This window comes from Plantibacter cousiniae (nom. nud.) (assembly GCF_977070315.1).
Genome location: NZ_CDRVEU010000013.1, coordinates 183,115 through 203,229, shown reverse-complemented (window position 1 = coordinate 203,229; position 20,115 = coordinate 183,115). Strand labels below are relative to the sequence as shown.

Sequence of the window (20,115 nt, the reverse complement as noted above, 5' to 3'; positions counted from 1 at the left end):
TGTGCGATTGGCCAGCCAGCGGTCATGCCACTGTTGGCTGATCAACAAGAAAAACAGCGACTCATAAATAAATCATTAAAATCAGGCAGTTACATTCAGGCACAAAGCATGCAGAGAGCCTGGCGAACCTTCCACCGGCCCATGTGCCGATCTCTTCGTGCTCAGGAGTACTGCATGACTCAAACAACCGGCTCAAACCCGCTCTCGCTGGGGACCGATTACGAAACCCTGGCCAACCGATTTCGCCCGATCTTCCGTGAGATTGGCGCTGGCAGCGTCGAACGCGAAAAAGCTCGCGCCCTGCCCCATGAGCCGATTGCCTGGCTGCAGAAAGCCGGTTTCGGCGCTATGCGTGTGCCTATCGAATATGGCGGTGCGGGTGCATCGATCAGCCAGCTGTTTCAACTGCTGATCGAGCTGGCCGAAGCCGACTCGAACATTCCGCAAGCCCTGCGCGCGCACTTCGCTTTCGTCGAAGACCGCCTGAATGCACCACCCGGCGCGGACCGTGACCAGTGGTTTGCGCGCTTTGTGGCCGGGGATCTGGTGGGTAACGGCTGGACCGAAGTCGGTGCGGTGAAAATCGGCGACGTGATTACCAAAGTCAGCCCGCAAGGCGACGGTTTCGTGCTCAACGGCACCAAGTTTTACAGCACCGGCAGCATCTTTGCCGACTGGATAGACGTCTACGCCCAGCGCTCCGATACCGGCGCCGATGTGATCGCGGTCGTCGACGCCAGGCATGCCGGCGTGCGTCACAGTGACGACTGGGACGGGTTCGGCCAGCGCACCACCGGCAGCGGCACCTCGGTCTACGACAACGTACCGCTGCCGGCCACACATGTCATACCGTTCGAGCAACGCTTCAAATACCAGACGGCGTTTTATCAATTGGTGCTGCTGGCGGTGCTGGCCGGGATTGGTCGAGCTGTCGAACGCGACATCGCTCAGGAAGTGCGCGATCGCAAACGCGTCTTCAGCCATGGCAACGCCGGGAGCGTCAGCCAGGACTCACAAGTGCAGCAAGTGGTCGGTCAGATCGCCGCTCAGGTTTACGCCGCCGAGGCCGCAACGCTGCGCTCCGCCGAGCCGTTGCAGCGTGCGTACCTGGCACGCTTCGGAGATGACCCACAGCGGGAAAAAGACGCCAATATCGCCGCCGAAATCGAGACCGCCAAGGCACAGGTGATCGTTTCGGAACTGGTACTGCGCGCTGCCAGCGATCTGTTCAACGCACTGGGCGCTTCAGGTGTCAGCGTCAACAAGGCGCTGGATCGCCACTGGCGTAATGCGCGCACAGCGGCATCGCACAATCCGCTGATCTACAAGGCGCGCATTGTCGGTGACTGGCGCATCAACGACACCGAGCCGCCGTTTGTCTGGCAGATCGGCAGCGGTAAAGGTAACGCTTGAGGGGCACTTACGCCGCGTTACGCAGCAGGTGGCGACTGGTAAAACTGAACGCCAGCACCAGAAAGATCAGCGCCCCGGTCGCAACCTGCTGCCAATAGAAGTTCCAGCCGATCAGCAACAGGCCATTGGCAATCACGTTGATGAACAGCACGCCCAAAAGTGTGCCCGGAATATTCGGACGCCCTTGACGGCTGAGCGTCGTACCGATGAACACGGCGCCGATGGCATTGATCAGGTAAGCGTTGCCTGACATCGGCACGTAGGCGTTGACCGTAGAGCTGAGCAGGATACCCGCCACTGCGCAGGCCAGCGCGCTGGCTAAAAACACCTGCACGGCAATGCGTCGCGTGGGCAGGCCCGAGTAATACGCCAGTTGCGGCTGCGTGCCCAGCGCAAGGATTTCCCGCCCCAGACGCCCGCGCGCCAGGACCAGCCCGTAAAGCCCTGCCAGCAACCCGACCACCAGCAGCGGCAATGGCACGCCGAGGATCAGCACAGCGCTGATCCCCGGTAACACGCCCTGAGCGATATAGATCGGCTGGCCACCGTCGGATAACAACTGCTGCACGCTGGTGCCGATAAACAGCGTACCCAGCGTCGCCAGAAACGGCGAAATACGCAGCCCGGCGATCAGCATCGCGTTGAACGCCCCGGCCATGCCACCTGCCAGCATAGCGACCGCAATGGCCGCGCCCAGACCATGACCGCCATTCAGCGTGACCACAAAACCGAGGCTGGCAAAGTCCAGCGCCGTTCCCACCGACAGATCGATACCGCCAGCCGCAACCGCCCAGGTCATGCCGATTGCCACGATGGCCAGCAACACGAAGTTGTTCAGTACCAGACTCGACAGGTTGCCCCAACTCAGAAAGCCCGGCGCATTGATCGCGAAAAACAGCAGGATGATCAGCACCAACAGCGGCAGGACCGCTGGCAACAGGCGCGGCAGAACCTTGATCAGCGTCGAAGAGTTCGTCAGGGTCAGCGTATTCATTGTTCACCCTCCCGGCGGCCGAATGCTCCGGAAAATGCCACCACCAACAGAATCAACACGCCTTGCACGCCGTTGACCCAGAAGCTGGAAATGTTCAGCAATTGAAAGCCGTTGATCAAAAAGCCCAGCAGCAGCGTCGCCAACAGCGTGCCGGGAATGTTGGCGGTCAGACGCCGCGAGAACACCACGCCGAGAAAGGCAATGGCCACCACTGACAGCAACATGTCACCGGAACCGGTCGTGCTGCCACTGAAAAAAGCTGCGGAGCAGAATGCAGCCAGCGCGGCGCAGCCTCCGGCAATCAGGTAACTGGCAAACACATAGCGCCGCAGATTCAACCCGGCAGCCTCGGCTGCTTGCGGGTATTCACCGATGGCGTACAGACGCAAGCCGAACGCGCTGTGCTGAATCACCAGCCACAACACCGCCGCGACGCCCAGCAGCACCCAGGCCAGCGCTGGAACACCCAGCCAGACGCCGGACGCCAGGCTGTCCAGCAATGCCGAGTCGGTCGCGAGCACAGTGTTCTGGGTCAGCACCAGTTCCAGGCCGGCAATCAGGTTCATGCTCGCCAGCGTTGCCAGTAACGGCGGCAAGCGTAAAAACACCACCGCCAGACCGTTGAACGCGCCAACCAGCAGGCCGCAGCCGAGCGTCAGGCCAATCGCTTGCCAGGCATCGAGCCCGGCATTGTTCAGGCTGCTGTAGACGGCCGCACACAGACCGAGATTGGCCGCCAGCGACAGGTCCAGGCCGCCGCTGACCACATTGGAACCACCACCGATAACCACGCAGGTCAGGCCCAGCGCGAGTATGCCGAGCGTTGCTGACTGGGCGAACACGTTGCTGATGTTGCCGATGCTGAGGAAGTCAGGCGCACTGACGGCAAAGCCGAGCAGAATCGCCAGAAACACCAGCAACGACCCACGCTGCGCCAGTTGCACGAGCCAGCGTTGCGCTGGATCGCCAGCCTGTGCAATTGATAGATCAAGCGCGGACATAATGGGCCTCCGGAGGGCATGATTGGCTGTCATGGTCGCTTTCACTGGCGCCCGTGGCGCAGGCCAGCAACTGGTCGCTGTCGGTGCTCAATGAGTCGAATTCGCCTGCAATGCGTCCTCTGTGCAGGACTACAATGCGCTGAGTGATGCCAATCAGCTCCGGCAAGTCCGACGACAGTACCAGCACCGCTGCACCGCCCTCCGCAAGCCGGGCAATCAACCGGTAGATCTCCACCTTGGCGCCGATGTCGACACCCACGCTGGGCTCGTCCAGCAGGTATAACGTCGAATGGCGGCTCAGCCATTTGCCCAGCGCAACCTTTTGCTGGTTGCCACCGCTGAGCGCGTGCACCGGCGCATCATGGCCTGAGGTCTTGATTGCCAGTTCATCGATCAGGTGTTGGCTTTCCCCGGCTTGCGCCGCAGCGTCGAGCAATCCCCAGCGGCTGAAGCGCCCCAGGCTGGCCAGCGTGATGTTCTCCAGCACCGAAAGCGCCGGTGCCACGCCATGCGTGCGGCGCTCCTCGGGGACCAGCGCAATGCCATGGCGTACCGCGTCACGTGGTGATTTCAGCTGCAACGGCTGACCGTTCAACAACAGCTCGCCGCGATCCGGCTTGAGCAGCCCGAACAGGCTTTTGAGCAGCTCCTTGGCACCCGAGCCGACCAGCCCGGTCAGGCCCAGCACTTCGCCACGCCGCACGCTCAGGTCAACGCCGTCGTAGAAGCGCCCTGCCCCCAGCCCGCGCAGTTGAAGCACGGGCGTGCCGGGTAATGTCCGGGCACGAAAATATTGCTCGCCGACCTCCCGATTGACCATCAGCCGGGCGATCTGCGCGGTGCTGGTGAGTGCCGGATCGACCACCGCCACATCGCGTCCGTTACGCAGCACGGTGACCTGATCACACAGCGATTCGATCTCCTGCAAATAGTGGGAAATGTAGACAATGGTCAGCCCTTCATCGCGCAGGCGGCGGACAATGCCCAGCAAGCGGTCCACCTCCTGCTTCACCAGTGACACACTCGGCTCATCGAACACCAGCACCTTCGGACTGGCCAGCAACGCACGAGTGATCTGCAGTATCTGCCGCTGAGCGCTGTCCAGGTCACGTACCAAAGCCCCCTCAGGCAGGCGCATGGCAAAGTAATCGTCCAGAAGCCTTGCCGCTTCGCGCTCCTGGGCGCGGCGATCAACGAAGGGGCCACGCTTGATTTCCTGCCCGAAAAACAGTGCCTCGCCGACGCTGAAGCTGCCCGGCAGCAGTCGCTCCTGATGAATGAAATGCACGCCTGCGGCTTCGACCTGACGCGGCGTGAAACTGTCGAACGGCTGGCCGTGAATACTCAAACTGCCAGCATCGGCACGATGAATACCAGCGAGGACCTTGATCAGGGTCGACTTGCCCGCCCCGTTTTCTCCCACCAGCCCGTGAATCGTTCCGGCCTCGACCTTAAGGTTTACGCCGTCCAGCGCCTGGGTGGCGCCAAAGCACTTGCTGATACCCGCCAAGTGCAAGGCCGGTGGCGCCACTTCAACGTCTGCAATCGCTGATCCCATGATCGATCTCCCGCGTCAGTTATCGCCTCTGAGCTTTTGCACGTCAGGCAGGTTGGCGGCCGTCGTCAGCAGGGTTGGCACCTGGGTCTCCTTCGGCAGATCGTGCTGTCCGGCCAGGTAGCGGGCGACGTTCTGCACCGCAGTCTTGCCGATCAGTGCAGGCTGCTGGGCAACCACGGCGCCCACCGGCGAATCGTCGCGGCGCATCAGCTCGAGCACTTCCGGTGTACCGTCGACGCCGTAGGTCTTGATTTCGGTTCTGCCGGCATCGATCAGTGCCTTGCTGGCGCCCAGTTGCGGGATGTCCCAAGCGGCCCAGATCGCCGAAACAGTGCCTTTGGGGTACTTGTTGAGCAACGCCGAGACTTGCGAGTAGGCGTCCTGAACCGTGTTGGGAATGACATCGCGCAACTCGGGCTCGATGATTTTCAGCTGCGGATGATCCTTGAGTGCCAACTTGAGCTGGTCATAACGAATGGCGCAGACCGGCACGCCATAAAAGCCATTGAACACCAGCACATTACCCTGGCCACCTGCGTCCTTGATCAGTTGCCCGGCCAGTGCCTTGCCCGTGGCCACGTTGTCGGACGTGGTGTTGTTGAGGCTGTATTGCGATGGCGCATCAATGGTGAACAGCGGAATCCCCGCCTTGCTGATGCGCTTGAGCCAAGGGTCGATAACACTGAGGGTGCCGAGAGTCTGGATCACTGCATCCGGCTTTTGCGTGACCACGGTCTGCAATTGATTGACCAGGTTCTTGTCGTTGCGACCGGCATCGAGCGTGATGGGCGTGCCGCCCAGGCGCTTGACCTCATCCACCTGCGCCTGGAAGGTCTTGATATCGAAGTAGTGACTGGTGCCGGTCATGCTGATCGCAATGCGTTTGCCCGCCAGCGAAGGCACGTCGCTGTCCTCGGCATACGCAGTTGCGACGAGACTGGTGGCCAACAGGGTCATCAACAGTGTGCGCCCTATTGCATGCAGGCGGTTTGTCTTGAAGGTCGGGACGGCATCAGGCATTCGGGTGGCTCCGCTGGCTCAGGAAAACAATCCTGATCGGCAGTGCACAGGTCATGCCCAAAGCCGTGCGCTGCGACTGGCTATGGCGCGAGGCCCGGCGGCAGGCGCTTTCACGCCGTTGCGCTGGATGGTGTGGGTGCGCAGTAGCCGGTTTTACCGGCGCAAACGCCGAACACATTGTCGGTTCGCTGTTGCCCATACAACAGCGAATCGATGCGGGAGCGTGCCTGCTACAGGAGCGTGTTATCTGAGCTTGAACTGCCCCAGCGTGGTCGTCAGATCACTCGCCAGCTCGGCCAGCGACTGGCTGGCGCTGCCGGTCTGGCCGGTGCGCACCGCCGATTGTGCCGACAAGTCACGGATGCGCACCAGGTTGCGGTCCACTTCCCGCGCGACCAGCGCTTGTTCTTCAGAGGCGCTGGCGATTACCGTGTTGCGCTCATCGATGACCATGACCGAACTGGCGATGCTGGCCAGCACAGCATTGGCCGACTCGGCCTGTTGTTTGGTGCGCTGCGCCTGATCGGTACTGACTTCAAGCGCAACCAGAGTACTTTTGGTGCCCTGCTGGATGTGCCCGACCATGGTTTCGATCTCGCGAGTCGATTCGCTGGTGCGGTGTGCCAGAGCGCGTACCTCGTCGGCGACCACGGCAAAACCCCGTCCGGCATCACCCGCGCGTGCCGCTTCAATGGCAGCGTTAAGGGCCAACAGGTTGGTTTGCTCGGACACCGCGCGAATGACATCCAGCACCTTGGTGATATCCAGCGTGCGGGTTGCCAGCGCCTGCGCCTCGACCGACGCGGTGCCGACATTGCGGGTCAGCTCAAGGATCGACTGGACGGTTTGATTGAGCTCTTCCTGACCTTCGCGGGCCGACACCGAAGAGGCTTTGGATTCTTCCGAGGTGGCCACCGCATTACGCGCCACTTCATCGACCGCCTGGCTCATCTCGGTGACCGCGGTGGCCGCCATTTCGATTTCGCTATTCTGCACCACCAGGTCGGCGTTGCTGTTGACCATCAGGGCGCTCATTTCTTCCGTGGCCGACGCCAGCTGGTGAGCGGCATCGCCCACCTGAGTCAGGGTCTGGCTCAGATTGCCGCGCATGCGCTCCATCGATTGCAGCAACAGGGCCGCTTCATCAGTGCCCTCACGGTTGATTGCGCTGGGACGCAGGTCGCCCGCAGCAATGGTTTCCGAGCTGTGCAGCGCCTGACTGATCGGCACTGCCAGACTTTTGGTCAGGCGCCAGGCGAGCAATACGGTCAGCAACACCGTCAGAAACATAACCCCCTGAGTGACGATCAGGGCGTTTTCATACACCGACGTCGCTGCAGCGCTGGATTCGGCTTCGGAGTCATCATTGATCTTTTCCAGCTTGCCAAGGGCGGCTTCGATACTTTCCGCCATGGCCTTCATCTCGCCCCAGACGAGCGCCCTTCCGGCCTCTGCCTGATTCTCGTTGATCAGCGTATAGACCTTCTCGGCACGCTCGATGTAGCCCTGATAAGTGCTCTTCAGACCCTCGAAGAGCGCGCGCTCTTCATCATCGGTGATCAGCGGGTCGTAGGCCTCTACGGCCTTTTGGAAACCGGCCTTCCTTTCAAGGAACTCGTTGTGAGCCTGAGCCACCTGCGCAAGATCATGCGTGGCAAGCATTTTGGCCACGGTGGTGCGGGGTTTTCTCGACCGCCAGGGCAATATCGTCACCCAGCGCAATCCCTGGAAGCGCGTCGTTTTCGATTTCAAGCGATTGCTCACGAATACCGTGCAATTGCTGAATGCTGAAAATACCAAGCCCGAACACCAGCACCACCATCACAGCAAAGCAGGCGGAGGTCCGCGCGGCTATTTTCAGCTGTCTCAGCATCTTCAATCCCCTTCCCGTGACCGGTAAATAAATGAGTATCGTCATTCCTATCGGCAGAACAGGAAAAAGGATGAAGATGCTCCGAACAGAGAGGTGCCACTGTTATCAAGGCCCACCCGAATCGAAGCTTATGGTAGGTTTCGCGACGCTCGATAATCGCGAGATGGACGGGTCTTTTCACCCTTCAGACTGACTTCCTGGAGCTGCCATGAAACCTTGCTACGCCGCCGCACTGTTTGCTCTTTCACTGCCAGGCCTCGCTCACGCAGGCGATGCGCTACCCACCTACTCCGCCATCACCCAGGCGTTGAACACTGGAGAATCGGTCGCCGTGGTGATCGACCTGGGACAATGCAAATCCTCGATCGCAGGCGCCGAGCCGTCCAAAACCAAAGGCGGCAAACGCATCGATGCCTACCGCATCACACCCGACGGCACCCTGGCGTTTTCGGACACTCACTTCAGCCTCGATCGCGATAACAAGCCCATCGAGCAATTCATTCGCTATCAGATACGCTCGAACGGCACAGCCACATTCAGCATGACGACACTGAATGTTCCTGGTTATCAGCAGGTGGGCACTCCGGTGAGTTATGAGTGTGCGGTCGGCAAGGGACTAAGCTTTTTTGCCGGATGAGCTGGCTCAACGCATGACTGTATAAGAAGAGGTCGGCGTGAGGGAGAGACCAGCCCCACGCCGTCAGAATTAAAGCTCGCTGCGCGTCTTCACGTCAGCTGTTTTTTTCAATGTCTGCTTGCCGGTCGTTGACCTGAAAAATGCTGACACGCAGGCTGTCATCCCCCGGCTTGATGCTCACCCTGCCGACGTACAGATTCCGCTGCAAGTGATCATGCGCACCGGCAGGCACGCTGAACTGCTTGCTGCACGTAAAACGCGATTCGGTCAAAGGCGCCCGGTCCGTTTCATGCCCTGCCAGGAGCCCCTCGCCTACTACCTCTATATTCACTCCGTGATCAGTGAACAAGGTGTAGTACAGGCTGACACGCGCAAGGTCGTCGCCCTGGGGCACCAGATAAAGGCTGCCTCCAGGAAGTACCTGCCCCTGCAATCGCTCGCCACGAAACTCTCCACCCTGTATTTCACAGCTGCTGCGCTGCATCTTCGAAGGGTCGCAGAGCAATTGCGGCTTATCGATACGCAGGTGAATGGTCAATATTTCATGCAACTGCATCGTCTCTATCCCCTACGTCCCATCGTGCATGTGAAGACTGATGATTCGTTCATAACTGTACCAAGGTGTATGTTTTAGCCCGGACGCCTGGAAACTGTCAACTTAAGCGAACCGATTGGTATTGTTATGAGGGGTATAGGAAGGAATGCATTCAAAGCTTGTCGCTCACCGCCCAGGCCTCCAGCGTTCATGACGCCGCAGCACCTCCACCCTGCTGGTACTCTCGCGGCGTGCAGCCGAACTCGCGACGAAACACAGTGTGCAGGTATTGCGCAGACCGAAAACCGCAATCGCGGGCGATCTCGGCAATGGCCAGCCCGGTGTTTTCCAGTCCGTTTGCAGCGGCAGCCAGTTTGAAACGCAGAATCTCGTCATGCACGCTGCAGCCCCTTACCCGGCGAAAGTGTGACTCCAGTGACGAACGCGAAACGCCCACGTAGGCGGCTACCTGTGCAGTCTTGATGCCTTGGCACGCGTACTGCCGGATAAACAGCAGCGCTTGCATGACATAGGGGTCACCCAAAGGCTGATGCAGACTCGACGCCTGCACGTTGACAGTATCCGGCGGTATCAGAATGTGTGTGCCCGAGGACGGCATGCCGTGCAACATCTGGTGCAGCAGACGTGCAGCGGTGCGACCCATGGTGTCGGTGCCTTGAACGACCGAGCTCAGAGGCACGCGAGTGAGGGTTCTGGTCAAAGGATCATTGTCGATGCCGATCAGTGCCACCTGTTCGGGAACGGCGATTCCGGCGGTCAGGCAGGCCTGCAATAGCTGACGAGCGCGCGCATCGGTCACGGCGATGATGCCGATCGGCTTGGGCAGGCTTTGCAGCCAGGCGATCTGCTGTTCTACGGCGCTGTCCCAGAGCGGCGCGCTGGTGCCCAGACCACGATAGACCTCGGCGTGCAGGCCGTCGCGTTGCAGCAAGCGGCGAAAGGCCTGCTCGCGCTCCTGGGCCCAACGATTGGCTTGCGCTTCAGGCAGGCTGAAGCAGGCAAAGCGTGTCAGCCCGGCCTCGATCAGGTGCTCATAGGCCGCCTTGATCAAGGCGTGATTGTCAGTCGCCACATAAGGAATGCCCTTCGGGTAGGCGCGTTCGTCCTGATAGGACCCACCGACTGCCACCACCGGCAGTTTGATCCCGGCCAGTGCCTCGCCGATCAGCGGGTCATCAAAATCGGCAATGATCCCGTCGCCCTGCCAGCGCTCGATGCCTTTCAGGCGACAGAGGAAATCCTCCTCCAGAAACAGGTCCCAGGACACCCGGGTGCTGCTGAGGTAGTTGCCGATGCCGCTGATGATACCGCGGTCATAAATCTTGCTGCCGTTGAATAACAGCGCAATACGGTGAACGGGAGGTACGGTTTTCATTGTTTTTATGCCGATTCGATAAGCACGACGCCGTTGGCCACAGACTAGGCCGCTGACCGGCGAATCTCAACACTCAAAATCGCACTGTGCGTTGGCGATTTTCATAATCAGCGCACGCTGGGCCGTTGCTAGTATCCAGACACCGCCAAGAACAATAAGGAAAACGCTCATGCCGTACTTCCCCGACGTCGACAGGGTTCGCTATGAAGGCCGTGACAGCGACTCGCCCCTCGCCTTTCGCCACTATGACGCCGACAGGCTGGTCCTCGGCAAACCCATGCGCGAGCATTTGCGCATGGCGGCCTGTTATTGGCACACCTTCGTATGGCCGGGTGCCGACATGTTCGGTGTCGGCACCTTCAAGCGCCCATGGCAAGGTTCCGGTGACCCGATGGAACTGGCCATCGGCAAGGCCGAAGCGGCGTTCGAGTTTTTCTCCAAGCTCGGCATCGATTACTACAGCTTCCACGACACCGATGTGGCACCGGAAGGCGCCTCACTGAAGGAATATCGCCACAACTTCGCGCACATGGTCGATCACCTGGAGCGCCATCAGGAACAGAACGGCATAAAACTGCTGTGGGGCACGGCCAACTGCTTCAGCAACCCGCGTTTCGCCGCAGGCGCTGCCAGCAACCCGGACCCTGAAGTGTTTGCCTACGCCGCGACCCAGGTGTTCAGCGCGATGAATGCCACCCAGCGCCTCAAAGGGTCCAACTACGTGTTGTGGGGAGGTCGTGAAGGCTACGAAACCCTGCTCAATACCGACCTCAAGCGTGAACGCGAACAACTCGGTCGTTTCATGCGCATGGTCGTTGAACACAAGCACAAGATCGGTTTCAAGGGTGACTTGCTGATCGAGCCCAAGCCACAGGAGCCGACCAAGCATCAGTACGATTACGACAGCGCCACGGTGTTCGGCTTTCTACAGCAGTACGGCCTGGAAAACGAGATCAAGGTCAATATCGAGGCCAACCACGCCACGCTGGCCGGGCACAGCTTCCACCACGAAATCGCCACGGCGATCTCGCTGGGGATCTTCGGCAGCATCGACGCCAACCGTGGCGACCCACAGAACGGGTGGGACACGGACCAGTTCCCCAACAGCGTCGAAGAGATGACCCTCGCCACCTACGAGATCCTCAAGGCTGGCGGCTTCACCAATGGCGGTTTCAATTTCGACTCCAAGGTGCGTCGCCAGAGCCTCGACGATATCGATCTGTTCCACGGCCACGTCGCCGCGATGGATGTCCTTGCCCTGGCGCTGGAGCGCGCCGCCGCCATGGTGCAGAACGATAAACTCCAGCACTTCAAGGATCAGCGCTACGCCGGCTGGCAGCAGCCTTTCGGACAATCGGTACTGGCGGGCGAGTTCAGCCTTGCATCGCTCGCCGAACACGCCTTCGCCAACGAGTTGAACCCGCAGGCCGTCAGTGGCCGCCAGGAACTGCTCGAAGGTGTGGTCAATCGCTTTATCTACACCTGACCGGCGTAGCTGGACGTCGCCGTGACATTCAGGCGACAAATCTTCATACGCGACGTCCGGCAACGCTCTACAGTTCTATCGGTATCACCCTCAGTCAAGAAGTGTCTCAAACAACAATAAAAGGACGCACCCTATGAACACCCTCAAACGTACGCTGCTCGCCAGCGCGCTGGCCTTGCTGTCCCTGCCGGTCATGGCCGACTCTGCGCACCCGAAAATAGGTTTTTCCATTGATGACCTGCGCCTGGAGCGCTGGTCACGCGACCGTGATTACTTCGTTGCTGCGGCGGAAAAGCTGGACGCCAAGGTCTTCGTGCAATCGGCGGATGCCAATGAACAGAAACAGATCTCGCAGATAGAAAACCTCATCTCTCGCGGCGTCGATGTGATCGTCATCGTGCCGTTCAACGCCACCGTGCTCACCAACGCCGTTGCCGAAGCCAAAAAGGCCGGGATCAAGGTGGTGTCGTATGACCGGCTGATCCTCAATGCCGATATCGATGCGTACATCTCATTCGATAACGAAAAGGTCGGCGAGATGCAGGCCAACGGCGTGCTGAAAGCAGCGCCCAAGGGCAATTACTTCCTGCTCGGCGGCGCGCCCACCGACAACAACGCCAAGATCCTGCGTGAAGGCCAGATGAAAGCGCTGCAACCGGCTATCGACAGAGGTGACATCAAGATCGTCGGCCAGCAGTGGGTAAAGGAGTGGAACCCGACCGAAGCCCTGAGCATTGTTGAAAATGCCCTGACCCGCAATAACAACAAGATTGACGGCATCGTCGCCTCCAACGACGCCACTGCCGGCGGCGCGATTCAGGCCCTCGCCGCACAGAAACTGGCCGGCAAAGTCCCTATCTCGGGCCAGGATGCGGACCTCGCGGCGGTCAAACGGGTCATCGATGGCACGCAGACCATGACCGTCTACAAACCGCTGAAACTGATTGCCACGGAAGCCGCCAAGCTCTCCGTGCAACTGGTGCGCAACGATGAGAAACCGAAGTTTGACTCGCAGTCGGACAATGGCATGAAGAAAGTCGACACCATGCTGCTGACCCCGACCTTGCTGACCAAGGACAACATCGACCTGCTGGAGAAAGACGGGTTCTACACCAAGGCGCAGATTGACGGGCAATGAGCCTCGATCGTTGATACGTCGCTGAAAGCCAGAGCACGACCCTGCAGTTAGGCAGGGTCGCCGCTCAGGCCAAGCCATCACACCTTCGTAGAGCCCTGCGCCATGTCTGACTACCTGTTGCAAATGAACGGCATCGTCAAATCCTTCGGCGGTGTAAAAGCGCTCAACGGCATTGATATAACAGTGAAGCCCGGCGAATGCGTCGGCCTGTGCGGCGAGAACGGCGCGGGCAAGTCGACATTGATGAAAGTCCTGTCGGCGGTCTATCCCTACGGCACCTGGGAGGGCGAGATCCTGTGGGACGGCCAACCGCTCAAGGCACAATCGATCAGCGAAACGGAAGCGGCCGGGATCGTCATCATCCATCAGGAGCTGACGCTGATCCCGGACCTGTCGGTGGCCGAAAACATCTTCATGGGTCACGAGCTGACGCTTCCCGGCGGGCGCATGAATTATCCGGCCATGATCCACCGCGCCGAGTCGCTGATGCGTGAGCTCAAAGTGCCTGACATGAACGTGGCGCTGCCAGTTTCCCAGTATGGCGGCGGCTACCAGCAACTGGTGGAAATCGCCAAGGCGCTGAACAAGAAGGCGCGCCTGCTGATTCTCGACGAGCCTTCCTCGGCCCTGACCCGTTCCGAAATCGAGGTTCTGCTGGACATCATTCGTGACCTGAAGGCCAAGGGGGTCGCGTGCGTGTACATCTCGCACAAACTCGATGAAGTGGCCGCCGTATGCGACACCATTTCAGTCATCCGCGACGGCAAACATATCGCAACCACCGCAATGGCGGACATGGACATTCCGAAGATCATCACCCAGATGGTCGGACGCGAAATGAGCAACCTCTATCCCACCGAGCCGCATGATGTCGGCGAGGTGATTTTCGAAGCGCGGCATATCACCTGCCATGACGTCGATAACCCCAGGCGCAAGCGGGTTGACGACGTGTCGTTTAGCCTCAGGCGCGGGGAGATCCTCGGCATCGCCGGGCTGGTGGGCGCGGGCCGCACCGAACTGGTATCCGCCCTGTTTGGCGCCTATCCGGGTCGATACAGCGGTGAAGTGTGGCTCGATGGCCAGATGATCGACACGCGCACGCCGCTCAAATCGATCCGCGCCGGCCTGTGCATGGTCCCCGAAGACCGCAAGCGCCAGGGCATCATTCCGGACCTGGGTGTCGGTCAGAACATCACCCTCGCGGTCCTCGACAGCTACTCGAACATGACCCGCATCGACGCTGAAGCCGAGCTGGGCAGTATCGACCGGGAAATCTCGCGCATGCACCTCAAGACGGCCAGCCCGTTTTTGCCGATCACCAGCCTGTCAGGCGGCAATCAGCAGAAAGCCGTGCTGGCGAAGATGCTGCTGACCCGCCCGCGCGTTCTGATTCTCGACGAGCCCACCCGCGGCGTCGATGTCGGTGCCAAGTACGAGATTTACAAGCTGATGGGTGCGCTGGCAGCCGAGGGTGTATCGATCATCATGGTGTCTTCGGAACTGGCCGAAGTTCTGGGCGTGTCCGACCGTGTACTGGTGATTGGCGAAGGCCAGTTACGCGGCGACTTCATCAACCATGAACTGACTCAGGAGCAGGTGCTCGCCGCTGCAATCAGCCACTCCGATGCCCCTCACAATAATGCCCGGAAGACTGCGTAGATGAACCAGGTCAAACAGTTCTTTACACGCTACAAAATGCTCGCGCTGGTGATTGCCATTGCCGTTATCTGGCTGTTCTTCAGTTGGCAGACCGAGGGCGGCTTCCTCACCCCGCGCAACTTGTCCAACCTGCTGCGACAGATGTCCATTACCGGGATTCTGGCCTGCGGCATGGTGCTGGTGATCATCAGCGGTGAGATTGACCTGTCGGTGGGCTCATTGCTTGGCCTGCTCGGTGGCCTGGCGGCGATTCTGGATGTGGTTTACCACGTTCCGCTGCTGGCGAACCTGAGTGTGGTGGCCTTGTGCGGCCTGATGATCGGCCTCGCCAATGGCTACATGACTGCCTACCTGCGGATCCCCTCGTTCATTGTCGGGCTGGGTGGCATGCTGGCGTTTCGTGGCGTCCTGCTGGGGATCACCGGCGGCACGACCATCGCCCCGGTGTCGCCGTCGCTGGTTTATATCGGCCAGGGCTATCTGCCGCATGCGGTAGGCACCGGGCTCGGCATTCTGTTGCTCGCATTGACGCTGTTCCTGACCTGGAAACAGCGGCGCAACAGAGCGCTGCACGGGCTGGCGGCACATTCGCTGATTCGTGATGTGTTGCGTGTGTTGCTGATCGGCGCCGTGCTGGGCGGCTTTGTCTATGTGCTCAACAGCTACGACGGAATCCCCGTTCCTGTGTTGCTGTTGCTGGTCCTGCTCGGCGTGTTCAGCTACGTCACCAGCCAGACGGTATTCGGACGCCGGGTCTACGCCGTCGGCAGCAACATGGAAGCCACGCGCCTGTCCGGCATCAACGTACAGGCCGTGAAGCTGTGGATCTTCGGCATCATGGGCGTGATGTGCGCGTTCGCCGGGCTGGTCAACACCGCACGCTTGGCCGCCGGCTCACCCTCGGCCGGCAACATGGGCGAACTCGACGCCATCGCCGCATGCTTCATCGGCGGCACGTCCATGCGTGGCGGTTCAGGCACTGTTTACGGTGCGCTGCTCGGCGCATTGGTGATCACCAGTCTCGACAACGGCATGTCGATGCTCGACGTCGACAGTTACTGGCAGATGATCGTCAAGGGCGGCATTCTGGTGCTGGCGGTGTGGGTAGACGTGAGTACCCGCGCCGGGCGGCGCTGATGGGAAGCCCGGCTGTGAGGCCGGGCTGCCTGAGAAGTATCATTAGCCTTGGCTTCACTGCTGTTGAATCTCTTTGAAGCACTCCTCTTCAATCCCGCCCCAGCCACAGCGTGGCGTCCTTCCACGCGCCTACCGTCACCAGTTCCTCCAGAGTCTCCAACAGGATTTTCTCCCAACTCAACGCCAGGCGGCTGCTTCTACGATCCTTGAGCGTGGTCAACGAAACCGTGGAGCGAATGCCCGGTCGTTCGATGGCATGGCCAATGGCCCTCGCAAAGGTGTACGAGGTCCCTTGGCCATCTGGCTGCACCGGCCCGAGCTGGCCGAGTGTGCCCAAGCGCTGGGCCGCTACTGCCGCTATGACAGGTGTCTGGATCCGCGACTGTCGGAGCCTTGGAGACCAGGACGACAGTCACCGCCCATTGTCAGCACGGCCTTTTGAGCATAAGGTGTAAAAAACCTATACAAGACTACTAGCGATGTACAAGAAAGTTGACTGGCCGCTGACGCTTTACTTTGATGGTGACTGCCCGCTCTGTGCCCGAGAAGTCAGAACATTGCGCGCCCATGCAAAGCCTGAGCGGCTCTTGTTCGTGGATATCCGTGATGACGCTTTTGACGCCACTTCACTGGGATTCACACTTGAGGACATGGAGTCGTTACTGCACGCCAGATTCAGCGATGGCACGTGGGTCAAGGGTCTGGACGCGACACTCTGGAGTTGGCGAGCGGCCGGCCTGGGTGCGTGGGTCGCGCCGCTGTCATGGCGATTCATGAGGCCGCTGTTCAACTTGGGCTATCGGCTTTTCTGCCGCTCGCGCCCTTACCTTGCCTGGCTGCCCCACCCTGACGGCAGCCGCCGTTGCAGTAGCAACAGCTGTGCGATCCCGGACGCAAAACCTGCTTCGGACAAGCGGACTTCCAGTACGTAAAGGTAAACAAGGACTGCCTACCGCAAAAACGAAAAAAGACGCCTAAGCGTCTTTTTTTGCTGACTCAGTGAACCTCGAGGATTCAGTGAATCAATATTTGGAGCGGGAAACGAGACTCGAACTCGCGACCCCGACCTTGGCAAGGTCGTGCTCTACCAACTGAGCTATTCCCGCATTGTCTTGATGACGGGCGCTATTCTAGCGATTCAGATAGCGGCGTCAAGCCTTTGATTCAAAAACTTATTTTTTTTCTGCAGTCGTCCTGAGGTGCGGCCACGCGGCTCTCAGGTATTGCACCATGGACCAGAGTGTCAGCCCCGCAGCAATGAGCAGCAGCGCATAGCCGAGAATCACCCACAGGGTGATGGCCGGCGGGTTGCCGAGCAGAATGACCAGCGCGAGCATCTGCGCCGCTGTCTTCCACTTGCCCATGTTGGAAACGGCAACCTGCGCACGGGCGCCGATTTCCGCCATCCATTCGCGGAGCGCAGAGATTACGATTTCACGGCCGATGATCACCGCTGCGGGCAGCGTCAGCCACAGATTGGCATGCGCCTGAACCAGCAGCACCAATGCCACGGCCACCATCAGTTTGTCTGCTACTGGATCGAGAAAGGCGCCAAAGGGCGTGCTCTGTTCAAGACGGCGGGCCAGATACCCGTCGAGCCAGTCGGTCGCCGCAGCGAACGCAAAGACTGCACTGGCCGCCATGTAGCTCCAGTGGTAAGGCATGTAGAACAACAAAATGAAGATCGGAATCAGTAAAACGCGTAGTACGGTGATCAGATTAGGGATATTCATCGGCACAACTGGCTACGAGGTGAACGAGCATTCTACTCGCTGTGCAGGTTTGCATAAATCGACTCTGCCAGCTTTTTGCTGATTCCGGGTGCTTTTGCTATTTCATCGATGCTGGCACGGGACAATTCCTGCAATCCACCGAAATGTTTGAGCAGATCACGACGCCGGGTCGGCCCGACACCCGCGACGCCCTCGAGGGTCGATGTACGCCGGGTCTTGCCCCGGCGCGCACGGTGGCCGGTGATCGCGAAACGGTGCGCCTCGTCGCGAATCTGCTGAATAAGGTGCAGGGCCGGAGAGTCGCCGGGCAATGTGAATTCATGCGCTGAGTCGTTCAGGTACAGCGTCTCGAAACCTGCCTTGCGCGTGGTGCCCTTGGCCACACCGAGCAGGATGAGGTCAGGAACCTGTAATTCATTGAGCACGTCACGCGCCATGGACATCTGACCCTTGCCGCCGTCCACCAGCAGCACGTCCGGCAACTTGCCCTCCCCGGCCTTGATGCGGCTGTAACGTCGGGTCAACGCCTGGTGCATGGCAGCATAGTCGTCGCCTGCCGTCACGCCTTCGATATTGAAACGCCGGTAATCGGACTTGATCGGGCCTTCGGGGCCAAACACCACGCAGGATGCTACGGTCGCCTCACCACTGGAGTGGCTGATGTCGTAGCATTCCAGACGCATTGGTGGGTCTTCGAGACCCAGCACCTTGGCCAGCGCTTCGAACCGCGACGCAACATGCTGACGGTTGGCCAGCCGCGCGGTCAGTGCCTGCTCGGCATTGGTGACCGCCATTTGCTGCCAGCGCGCCCGGGTGCCGCGCACGCGATGACTGATAACCATCTCGACGCCGCGCAGTTCTTCGACGGCGTCGACGAACGCAGGGAAATCGTCGTTGATGACATTGACGATGACTTCGCCGGGCAGTTCACGGTCGATGCCGCCGAGGAAATACTGAGCCAGGAATGCCGACATCACTTCGCCGACCTCCTCTTCTATGCCGACCTGCGGGAAGAAGTTCTTGCTGCCCAGCACCCGCCCGCCCCGCACGCTGATCAGGTGCACGCAGGCGCCGCCAGGGTTGACGAACGCGGCGACCACATCGACATCGCCGGTACCGCCGTCCATGCTTTGCTGATCCTGGACGCGGCGCAGCAAGGCGACCTGATCGCGCAACTCGGCTGCGCGTTCGAAATCGAGCGCCATCGCGGCTTTTTCCATGGAGGCGTTCAGTTCATCACTCAGGGCATTGCTGCGCCCTTCGAGAAACATCACCGAGTGACGTACGTCCTCGGCATACACCTCAGGCTCGACCAGCCCGACACACGGCCCTTTGCAACGTTTGATCTGATATTGCAGGCAAGGACGCGTGCGGTTCTTGAAGTAGCTGTCCTCGCACTGCCGCACCTGAAAGGTCTTCTGCAGCAGGCTGAGGCTCTCACGAATCGCGCCGGCACTCGGGTAAGGCCCGAAATAACGGCCCTTGGCTTTCTTGGTACCACGATGAATGCTCAGTCGCGGAAAGGCATTATCGGATAGAAACACATAGGGATAGGACTTATCGTCACGCAAGAGAATGTTGTACGGGGGCCGCCACTCCTTGATGAGGGTCTGCTCCAGCAACAGCGCTTCAGTTTCGTTGCCCGTGATGGTGGTCTCGATCTGGGCGATGCGCGACACCAGCGCTCCGGTCTTGGGCGCGTGTCCGGTCTTGCGAAAATAGCTGGCAAGACGCTTCTTGAGGTTCTTGGCCTTGCCGACGTAAAGCAGTGTGGCTTCGGCGTCGAACATACGGTAGACGCCGGGACGACCGCTACAGGTCGCGAGAAATGCACTTGGATCGAAAGTCTGGGTCATGTTCAGGCGCTGGCATCAACCATGCCGTGACGTACAGCGAGCAAAGCCAGTTCAACATCACTGCTGATCGAGAGCTTTTCAAAGATACGGTATCGGTAGGTATTAACGGTTTTCGGTGAAAGGCACAGCTTGTCCGAGATGGTCTGGACTTTCTGGCAGCCGACGATCATCAGGGCAATCTGGATCTCGCGCTCGGACAGCAGATCGAACGGCGAATTGTTGACCTGCGGTTGAAACGACTTCAATGCCAGTTGCTGGGCAATCTGCGGGCTGATGTAACGCTGACCGGCAAACACCAGGCGAATGGCCTGGACCATTTCGGCAAGCCCGGCGCCCTTGGTCATGTAACCGGCAGCGCCAGCCTGCAGCAAACGGGTCGGGAAAGGATCTTCTTCACAGACGGTAACAGCGACGACCTTGATATCAGGGTGGCTGCGCAGCATCTTGCGCGTCGCTTCCAGCCCACCGATGCCCGGCATCTTGACATCCATCAATACGACGTCAGGCTTGAGCTCGCGCGCTTTCTTCAGGGATTCCTCGCCGGAATCGGCCTGCCCGACAACTTGCAGACCATCAATGTCGGCGAGCATGCGTGTGATGCCTGTCCGGACAAGATCATGGTCATCGACAACTAGCACCTTAATCAAGCAGACACCTCGCGCAACGGTCATAACGAATG

General features: G+C 59.8%; 19 protein-coding genes and 1 tRNA gene. 7 read left to right on the top strand and 13 right to left on the bottom strand.

The genetic code is table 11. The features are described from left to right. The first annotated feature begins 174 nt into the window (after window positions 1-174). A complete protein-coding gene (locus tag ACW55A_RS23100) occupies window positions 175-1,413 on the top strand; it encodes an acyl-CoA dehydrogenase family protein (RefSeq protein ID WP_455808831.1) in 1,239 nt (412 codons plus the stop codon). Window positions 1,414-1,420: 7 nt separating this feature from the next. Here ACW55A_RS23100 and ACW55A_RS23095 read toward each other — a convergent pair whose 3' ends face one another. The 6 genes from ACW55A_RS23095 to ACW55A_RS23070 all read right to left on the bottom strand — a co-directional run bounded on the left by ACW55A_RS23095 (window position 1,421) and on the right by ACW55A_RS23070 (window position 7,904). Beyond that, the gene (locus ACW55A_RS23095; RefSeq protein WP_096120709.1) at window positions 1,421-2,407 is read right to left on the bottom strand and encodes an ABC transporter permease; all 987 of its coding nucleotides are present in this window, start codon (window positions 2,405-2,407) and stop codon (window positions 1,421-1,423) included. Further along, a complete protein-coding gene (locus tag ACW55A_RS23090; protein WP_455808832.1) occupies window positions 2,404-3,408 on the bottom strand; it encodes an ABC transporter permease in 1,005 nt (334 codons plus the stop codon). Before ACW55A_RS23090 ends, ACW55A_RS23095 begins: the two co-directional genes overlap by 4 nt. Then, window positions 3,395-4,966 (bottom strand): sugar ABC transporter ATP-binding protein, encoded by a 1,572-nt coding sequence (locus tag ACW55A_RS23085; RefSeq protein WP_455808833.1) that lies wholly within the window; start codon window positions 4,964-4,966, stop codon window positions 3,395-3,397. Before ACW55A_RS23085 ends, ACW55A_RS23090 begins: the two co-directional genes overlap by 14 nt. A 15-nt stretch (window positions 4,967-4,981) precedes the next feature. Further along, the gene (locus ACW55A_RS23080; RefSeq protein WP_455808834.1) at window positions 4,982-5,986 is read right to left on the bottom strand and encodes a sugar ABC transporter substrate-binding protein; all 1,005 of its coding nucleotides are present in this window, start codon (window positions 5,984-5,986) and stop codon (window positions 4,982-4,984) included. A 243-nt stretch (window positions 5,987-6,229) separates the two neighbouring features. Continuing rightward, window positions 6,230-7,648, bottom strand: coding sequence for a methyl-accepting chemotaxis protein (locus tag ACW55A_RS23075; protein ID WP_498811231.1), 1,419 nt, complete (start codon window positions 7,646-7,648; stop codon window positions 6,230-6,232). Then, entirely contained in the window at window positions 7,632-7,904 is a 273-nt protein-coding gene (locus tag ACW55A_RS23070; protein WP_498811230.1) for a hypothetical protein, read from the bottom strand. Before ACW55A_RS23070 ends, ACW55A_RS23075 begins: the two co-directional genes overlap by 17 nt. A gap of 163 nt (window positions 7,905-8,067) precedes the next feature. On the opposite strand from ACW55A_RS23070, the gene ACW55A_RS23065 reads away from it, so the two are divergent. Then, complete coding sequence (locus ACW55A_RS23065; RefSeq protein WP_003364296.1) at window positions 8,068-8,496, top strand: VirK family protein; 429 nt, start codon at window positions 8,068-8,070, stop codon at window positions 8,494-8,496. Between the two features lie 94 nt (window positions 8,497-8,590). Here ACW55A_RS23065 and ACW55A_RS23060 read toward each other — a convergent pair whose 3' ends face one another. Next, the gene (locus ACW55A_RS23060) at window positions 8,591-9,052 is read right to left on the bottom strand and encodes a DUF3237 family protein (protein ID WP_498811229.1); all 462 of its coding nucleotides are present in this window, start codon (window positions 9,050-9,052) and stop codon (window positions 8,591-8,593) included. 187 nt (window positions 9,053-9,239) lie between these two features. Beyond that, window positions 9,240-10,427: a XylR family transcriptional regulator gene (locus ACW55A_RS23055; protein WP_003364299.1), complete on the bottom strand. Its 1,188-nt coding sequence runs from the start codon at window positions 10,425-10,427 to the stop codon at window positions 9,240-9,242. A gap of 169 nt (window positions 10,428-10,596) precedes the next feature. On the opposite strand from ACW55A_RS23055, the gene xylA reads away from it, so the two are divergent. The 4 genes from xylA (at window position 10,597) to ACW55A_RS23035 (ending at window position 15,847) form a co-directional block, all read left to right on the top strand. After that, window positions 10,597-11,913 (top strand): xylose isomerase, encoded by a 1,317-nt coding sequence (xylA, locus tag ACW55A_RS23050; RefSeq protein WP_455808835.1) that lies wholly within the window; start codon window positions 10,597-10,599, stop codon window positions 11,911-11,913. Window positions 11,914-12,046: 133 nt separating this feature from the next. Beyond that, the gene (xylF, locus tag ACW55A_RS23045; protein WP_003364306.1) at window positions 12,047-13,051 is read left to right on the top strand and encodes a D-xylose ABC transporter substrate-binding protein; all 1,005 of its coding nucleotides are present in this window, start codon (window positions 12,047-12,049) and stop codon (window positions 13,049-13,051) included. A 102-nt stretch (window positions 13,052-13,153) separates the two neighbouring features. Continuing rightward, window positions 13,154-14,710: a D-xylose ABC transporter ATP-binding protein gene (gene xylG, locus ACW55A_RS23040; protein WP_455808836.1), complete on the top strand. Its 1,557-nt coding sequence runs from the start codon at window positions 13,154-13,156 to the stop codon at window positions 14,708-14,710. Then, on the top strand, window positions 14,711-15,847 hold the full coding sequence (locus tag ACW55A_RS23035) for a sugar ABC transporter permease (RefSeq protein ID WP_046719331.1): 1,137 nt from the start codon (window positions 14,711-14,713) through the stop codon (window positions 15,845-15,847). Window positions 15,848-15,935: 88 nt separating this feature from the next. Here ACW55A_RS23035 and ACW55A_RS23030 read toward each other — a convergent pair whose 3' ends face one another. Next, on the bottom strand, window positions 15,936-16,184 hold the full coding sequence (locus ACW55A_RS23030; protein ID WP_003364314.1) for a hypothetical protein: 249 nt from the start codon (window positions 16,182-16,184) through the stop codon (window positions 15,936-15,938). A 142-nt stretch (window positions 16,185-16,326) separates the two neighbouring features. Between ACW55A_RS23030 and ACW55A_RS23025 the strand changes: the two genes are divergently transcribed. Continuing rightward, on the top strand, window positions 16,327-16,779 hold the full coding sequence (locus ACW55A_RS23025) for a thiol-disulfide oxidoreductase DCC family protein (RefSeq protein WP_455808837.1): 453 nt from the start codon (window positions 16,327-16,329) through the stop codon (window positions 16,777-16,779). A 98-nt stretch (window positions 16,780-16,877) separates the two neighbouring features. Here ACW55A_RS23025 and ACW55A_RS23020 read toward each other — a convergent pair. The 4 genes from ACW55A_RS23020 to gacA form a co-directional block, all read right to left on the bottom strand. Further along, a tRNA-Gly gene (locus ACW55A_RS23020) sits at window positions 16,878-16,953 on the bottom strand. Between the two features lie 66 nt (window positions 16,954-17,019). Next, window positions 17,020-17,580, bottom strand: coding sequence for a CDP-diacylglycerol--glycerol-3-phosphate 3-phosphatidyltransferase (gene pgsA, locus ACW55A_RS23015; RefSeq protein ID WP_003400851.1), 561 nt, complete (start codon window positions 17,578-17,580; stop codon window positions 17,020-17,022). 32 nt (window positions 17,581-17,612) lie between these two features. Continuing rightward, complete coding sequence (gene uvrC / locus ACW55A_RS23010; RefSeq protein ID WP_003393963.1) at window positions 17,613-19,436, bottom strand: excinuclease ABC subunit UvrC; 1,824 nt, start codon at window positions 19,434-19,436, stop codon at window positions 17,613-17,615. A gap of 2 nt (window positions 19,437-19,438) precedes the next feature. After that, entirely contained in the window at window positions 19,439-20,083 is a 645-nt protein-coding gene (gene gacA / locus ACW55A_RS23005; RefSeq protein WP_002553344.1) for a response regulator transcription factor GacA, read from the bottom strand. Between the last annotated feature and the right edge of the window lie 32 nt (window positions 20,084-20,115).

Excerpts from the sequence above, each read along its gene's own strand:
- ACW55A_RS23100 (WP_455808831.1), top strand. The coding sequence starts at position 175 with ATGACTCAAACAACCGGCTCAAACCCGCTCTCGCTGGGGACCGATTAC.
- pgsA (WP_003400851.1), bottom strand. The coding sequence starts at position 17,580 with ATGAATATCCCTAATCTGATCACCGTACTACGCGTTTTACTGATTCCG.
- ACW55A_RS23025 (WP_455808837.1), top strand. The coding sequence starts at position 16,327 with ATGTACAAGAAAGTTGACTGGCCGCTGACGCTTTACTTTGATGGTGAC.
- xylA (WP_455808835.1), top strand. The coding sequence starts at position 10,597 with ATGCCGTACTTCCCCGACGTCGACAGGGTTCGCTATGAAGGCCGTGAC.
- ACW55A_RS23090 (WP_455808832.1), bottom strand. The coding sequence starts at position 3,408 with ATGTCCGCGCTTGATCTATCAATTGCACAGGCTGGCGATCCAGCGCAA.
- ACW55A_RS23070 (WP_498811230.1), bottom strand. The coding sequence starts at position 7,904 with ATGACGATACTCATTTATTTACCGGTCACGGGAAGGGGATTGAAGATG.
- uvrC (WP_003393963.1), bottom strand. The coding sequence starts at position 19,436 with ATGACCCAGACTTTCGATCCAAGTGCATTTCTCGCGACCTGTAGCGGT.
- ACW55A_RS23085 (WP_455808833.1), bottom strand. The coding sequence starts at position 4,966 with ATGGGATCAGCGATTGCAGACGTTGAAGTGGCGCCACCGGCCTTGCAC.
- ACW55A_RS23080 (WP_455808834.1), bottom strand. The coding sequence starts at position 5,986 with ATGCCTGATGCCGTCCCGACCTTCAAGACAAACCGCCTGCATGCAATA.
- xylG (WP_455808836.1), top strand. The coding sequence starts at position 13,154 with ATGTCTGACTACCTGTTGCAAATGAACGGCATCGTCAAATCCTTCGGC.
- ACW55A_RS23035 (WP_046719331.1), top strand. The coding sequence starts at position 14,711 with ATGAACCAGGTCAAACAGTTCTTTACACGCTACAAAATGCTCGCGCTG.
- ACW55A_RS23060 (WP_498811229.1), bottom strand. The coding sequence starts at position 9,052 with ATGCAGTTGCATGAAATATTGACCATTCACCTGCGTATCGATAAGCCG.
- ACW55A_RS23075 (WP_498811231.1), bottom strand. The coding sequence starts at position 7,648 with ATGCTTGCCACGCATGATCTTGCGCAGGTGGCTCAGGCTCACAACGAG.
- ACW55A_RS23095 (WP_096120709.1), bottom strand. The coding sequence starts at position 2,407 with ATGAATACGCTGACCCTGACGAACTCTTCGACGCTGATCAAGGTTCTG.
- ACW55A_RS23065 (WP_003364296.1), top strand. The coding sequence starts at position 8,068 with ATGAAACCTTGCTACGCCGCCGCACTGTTTGCTCTTTCACTGCCAGGC.
- xylF (WP_003364306.1), top strand. The coding sequence starts at position 12,047 with ATGAACACCCTCAAACGTACGCTGCTCGCCAGCGCGCTGGCCTTGCTG.
- ACW55A_RS23055 (WP_003364299.1), bottom strand. The coding sequence starts at position 10,427 with ATGAAAACCGTACCTCCCGTTCACCGTATTGCGCTGTTATTCAACGGC.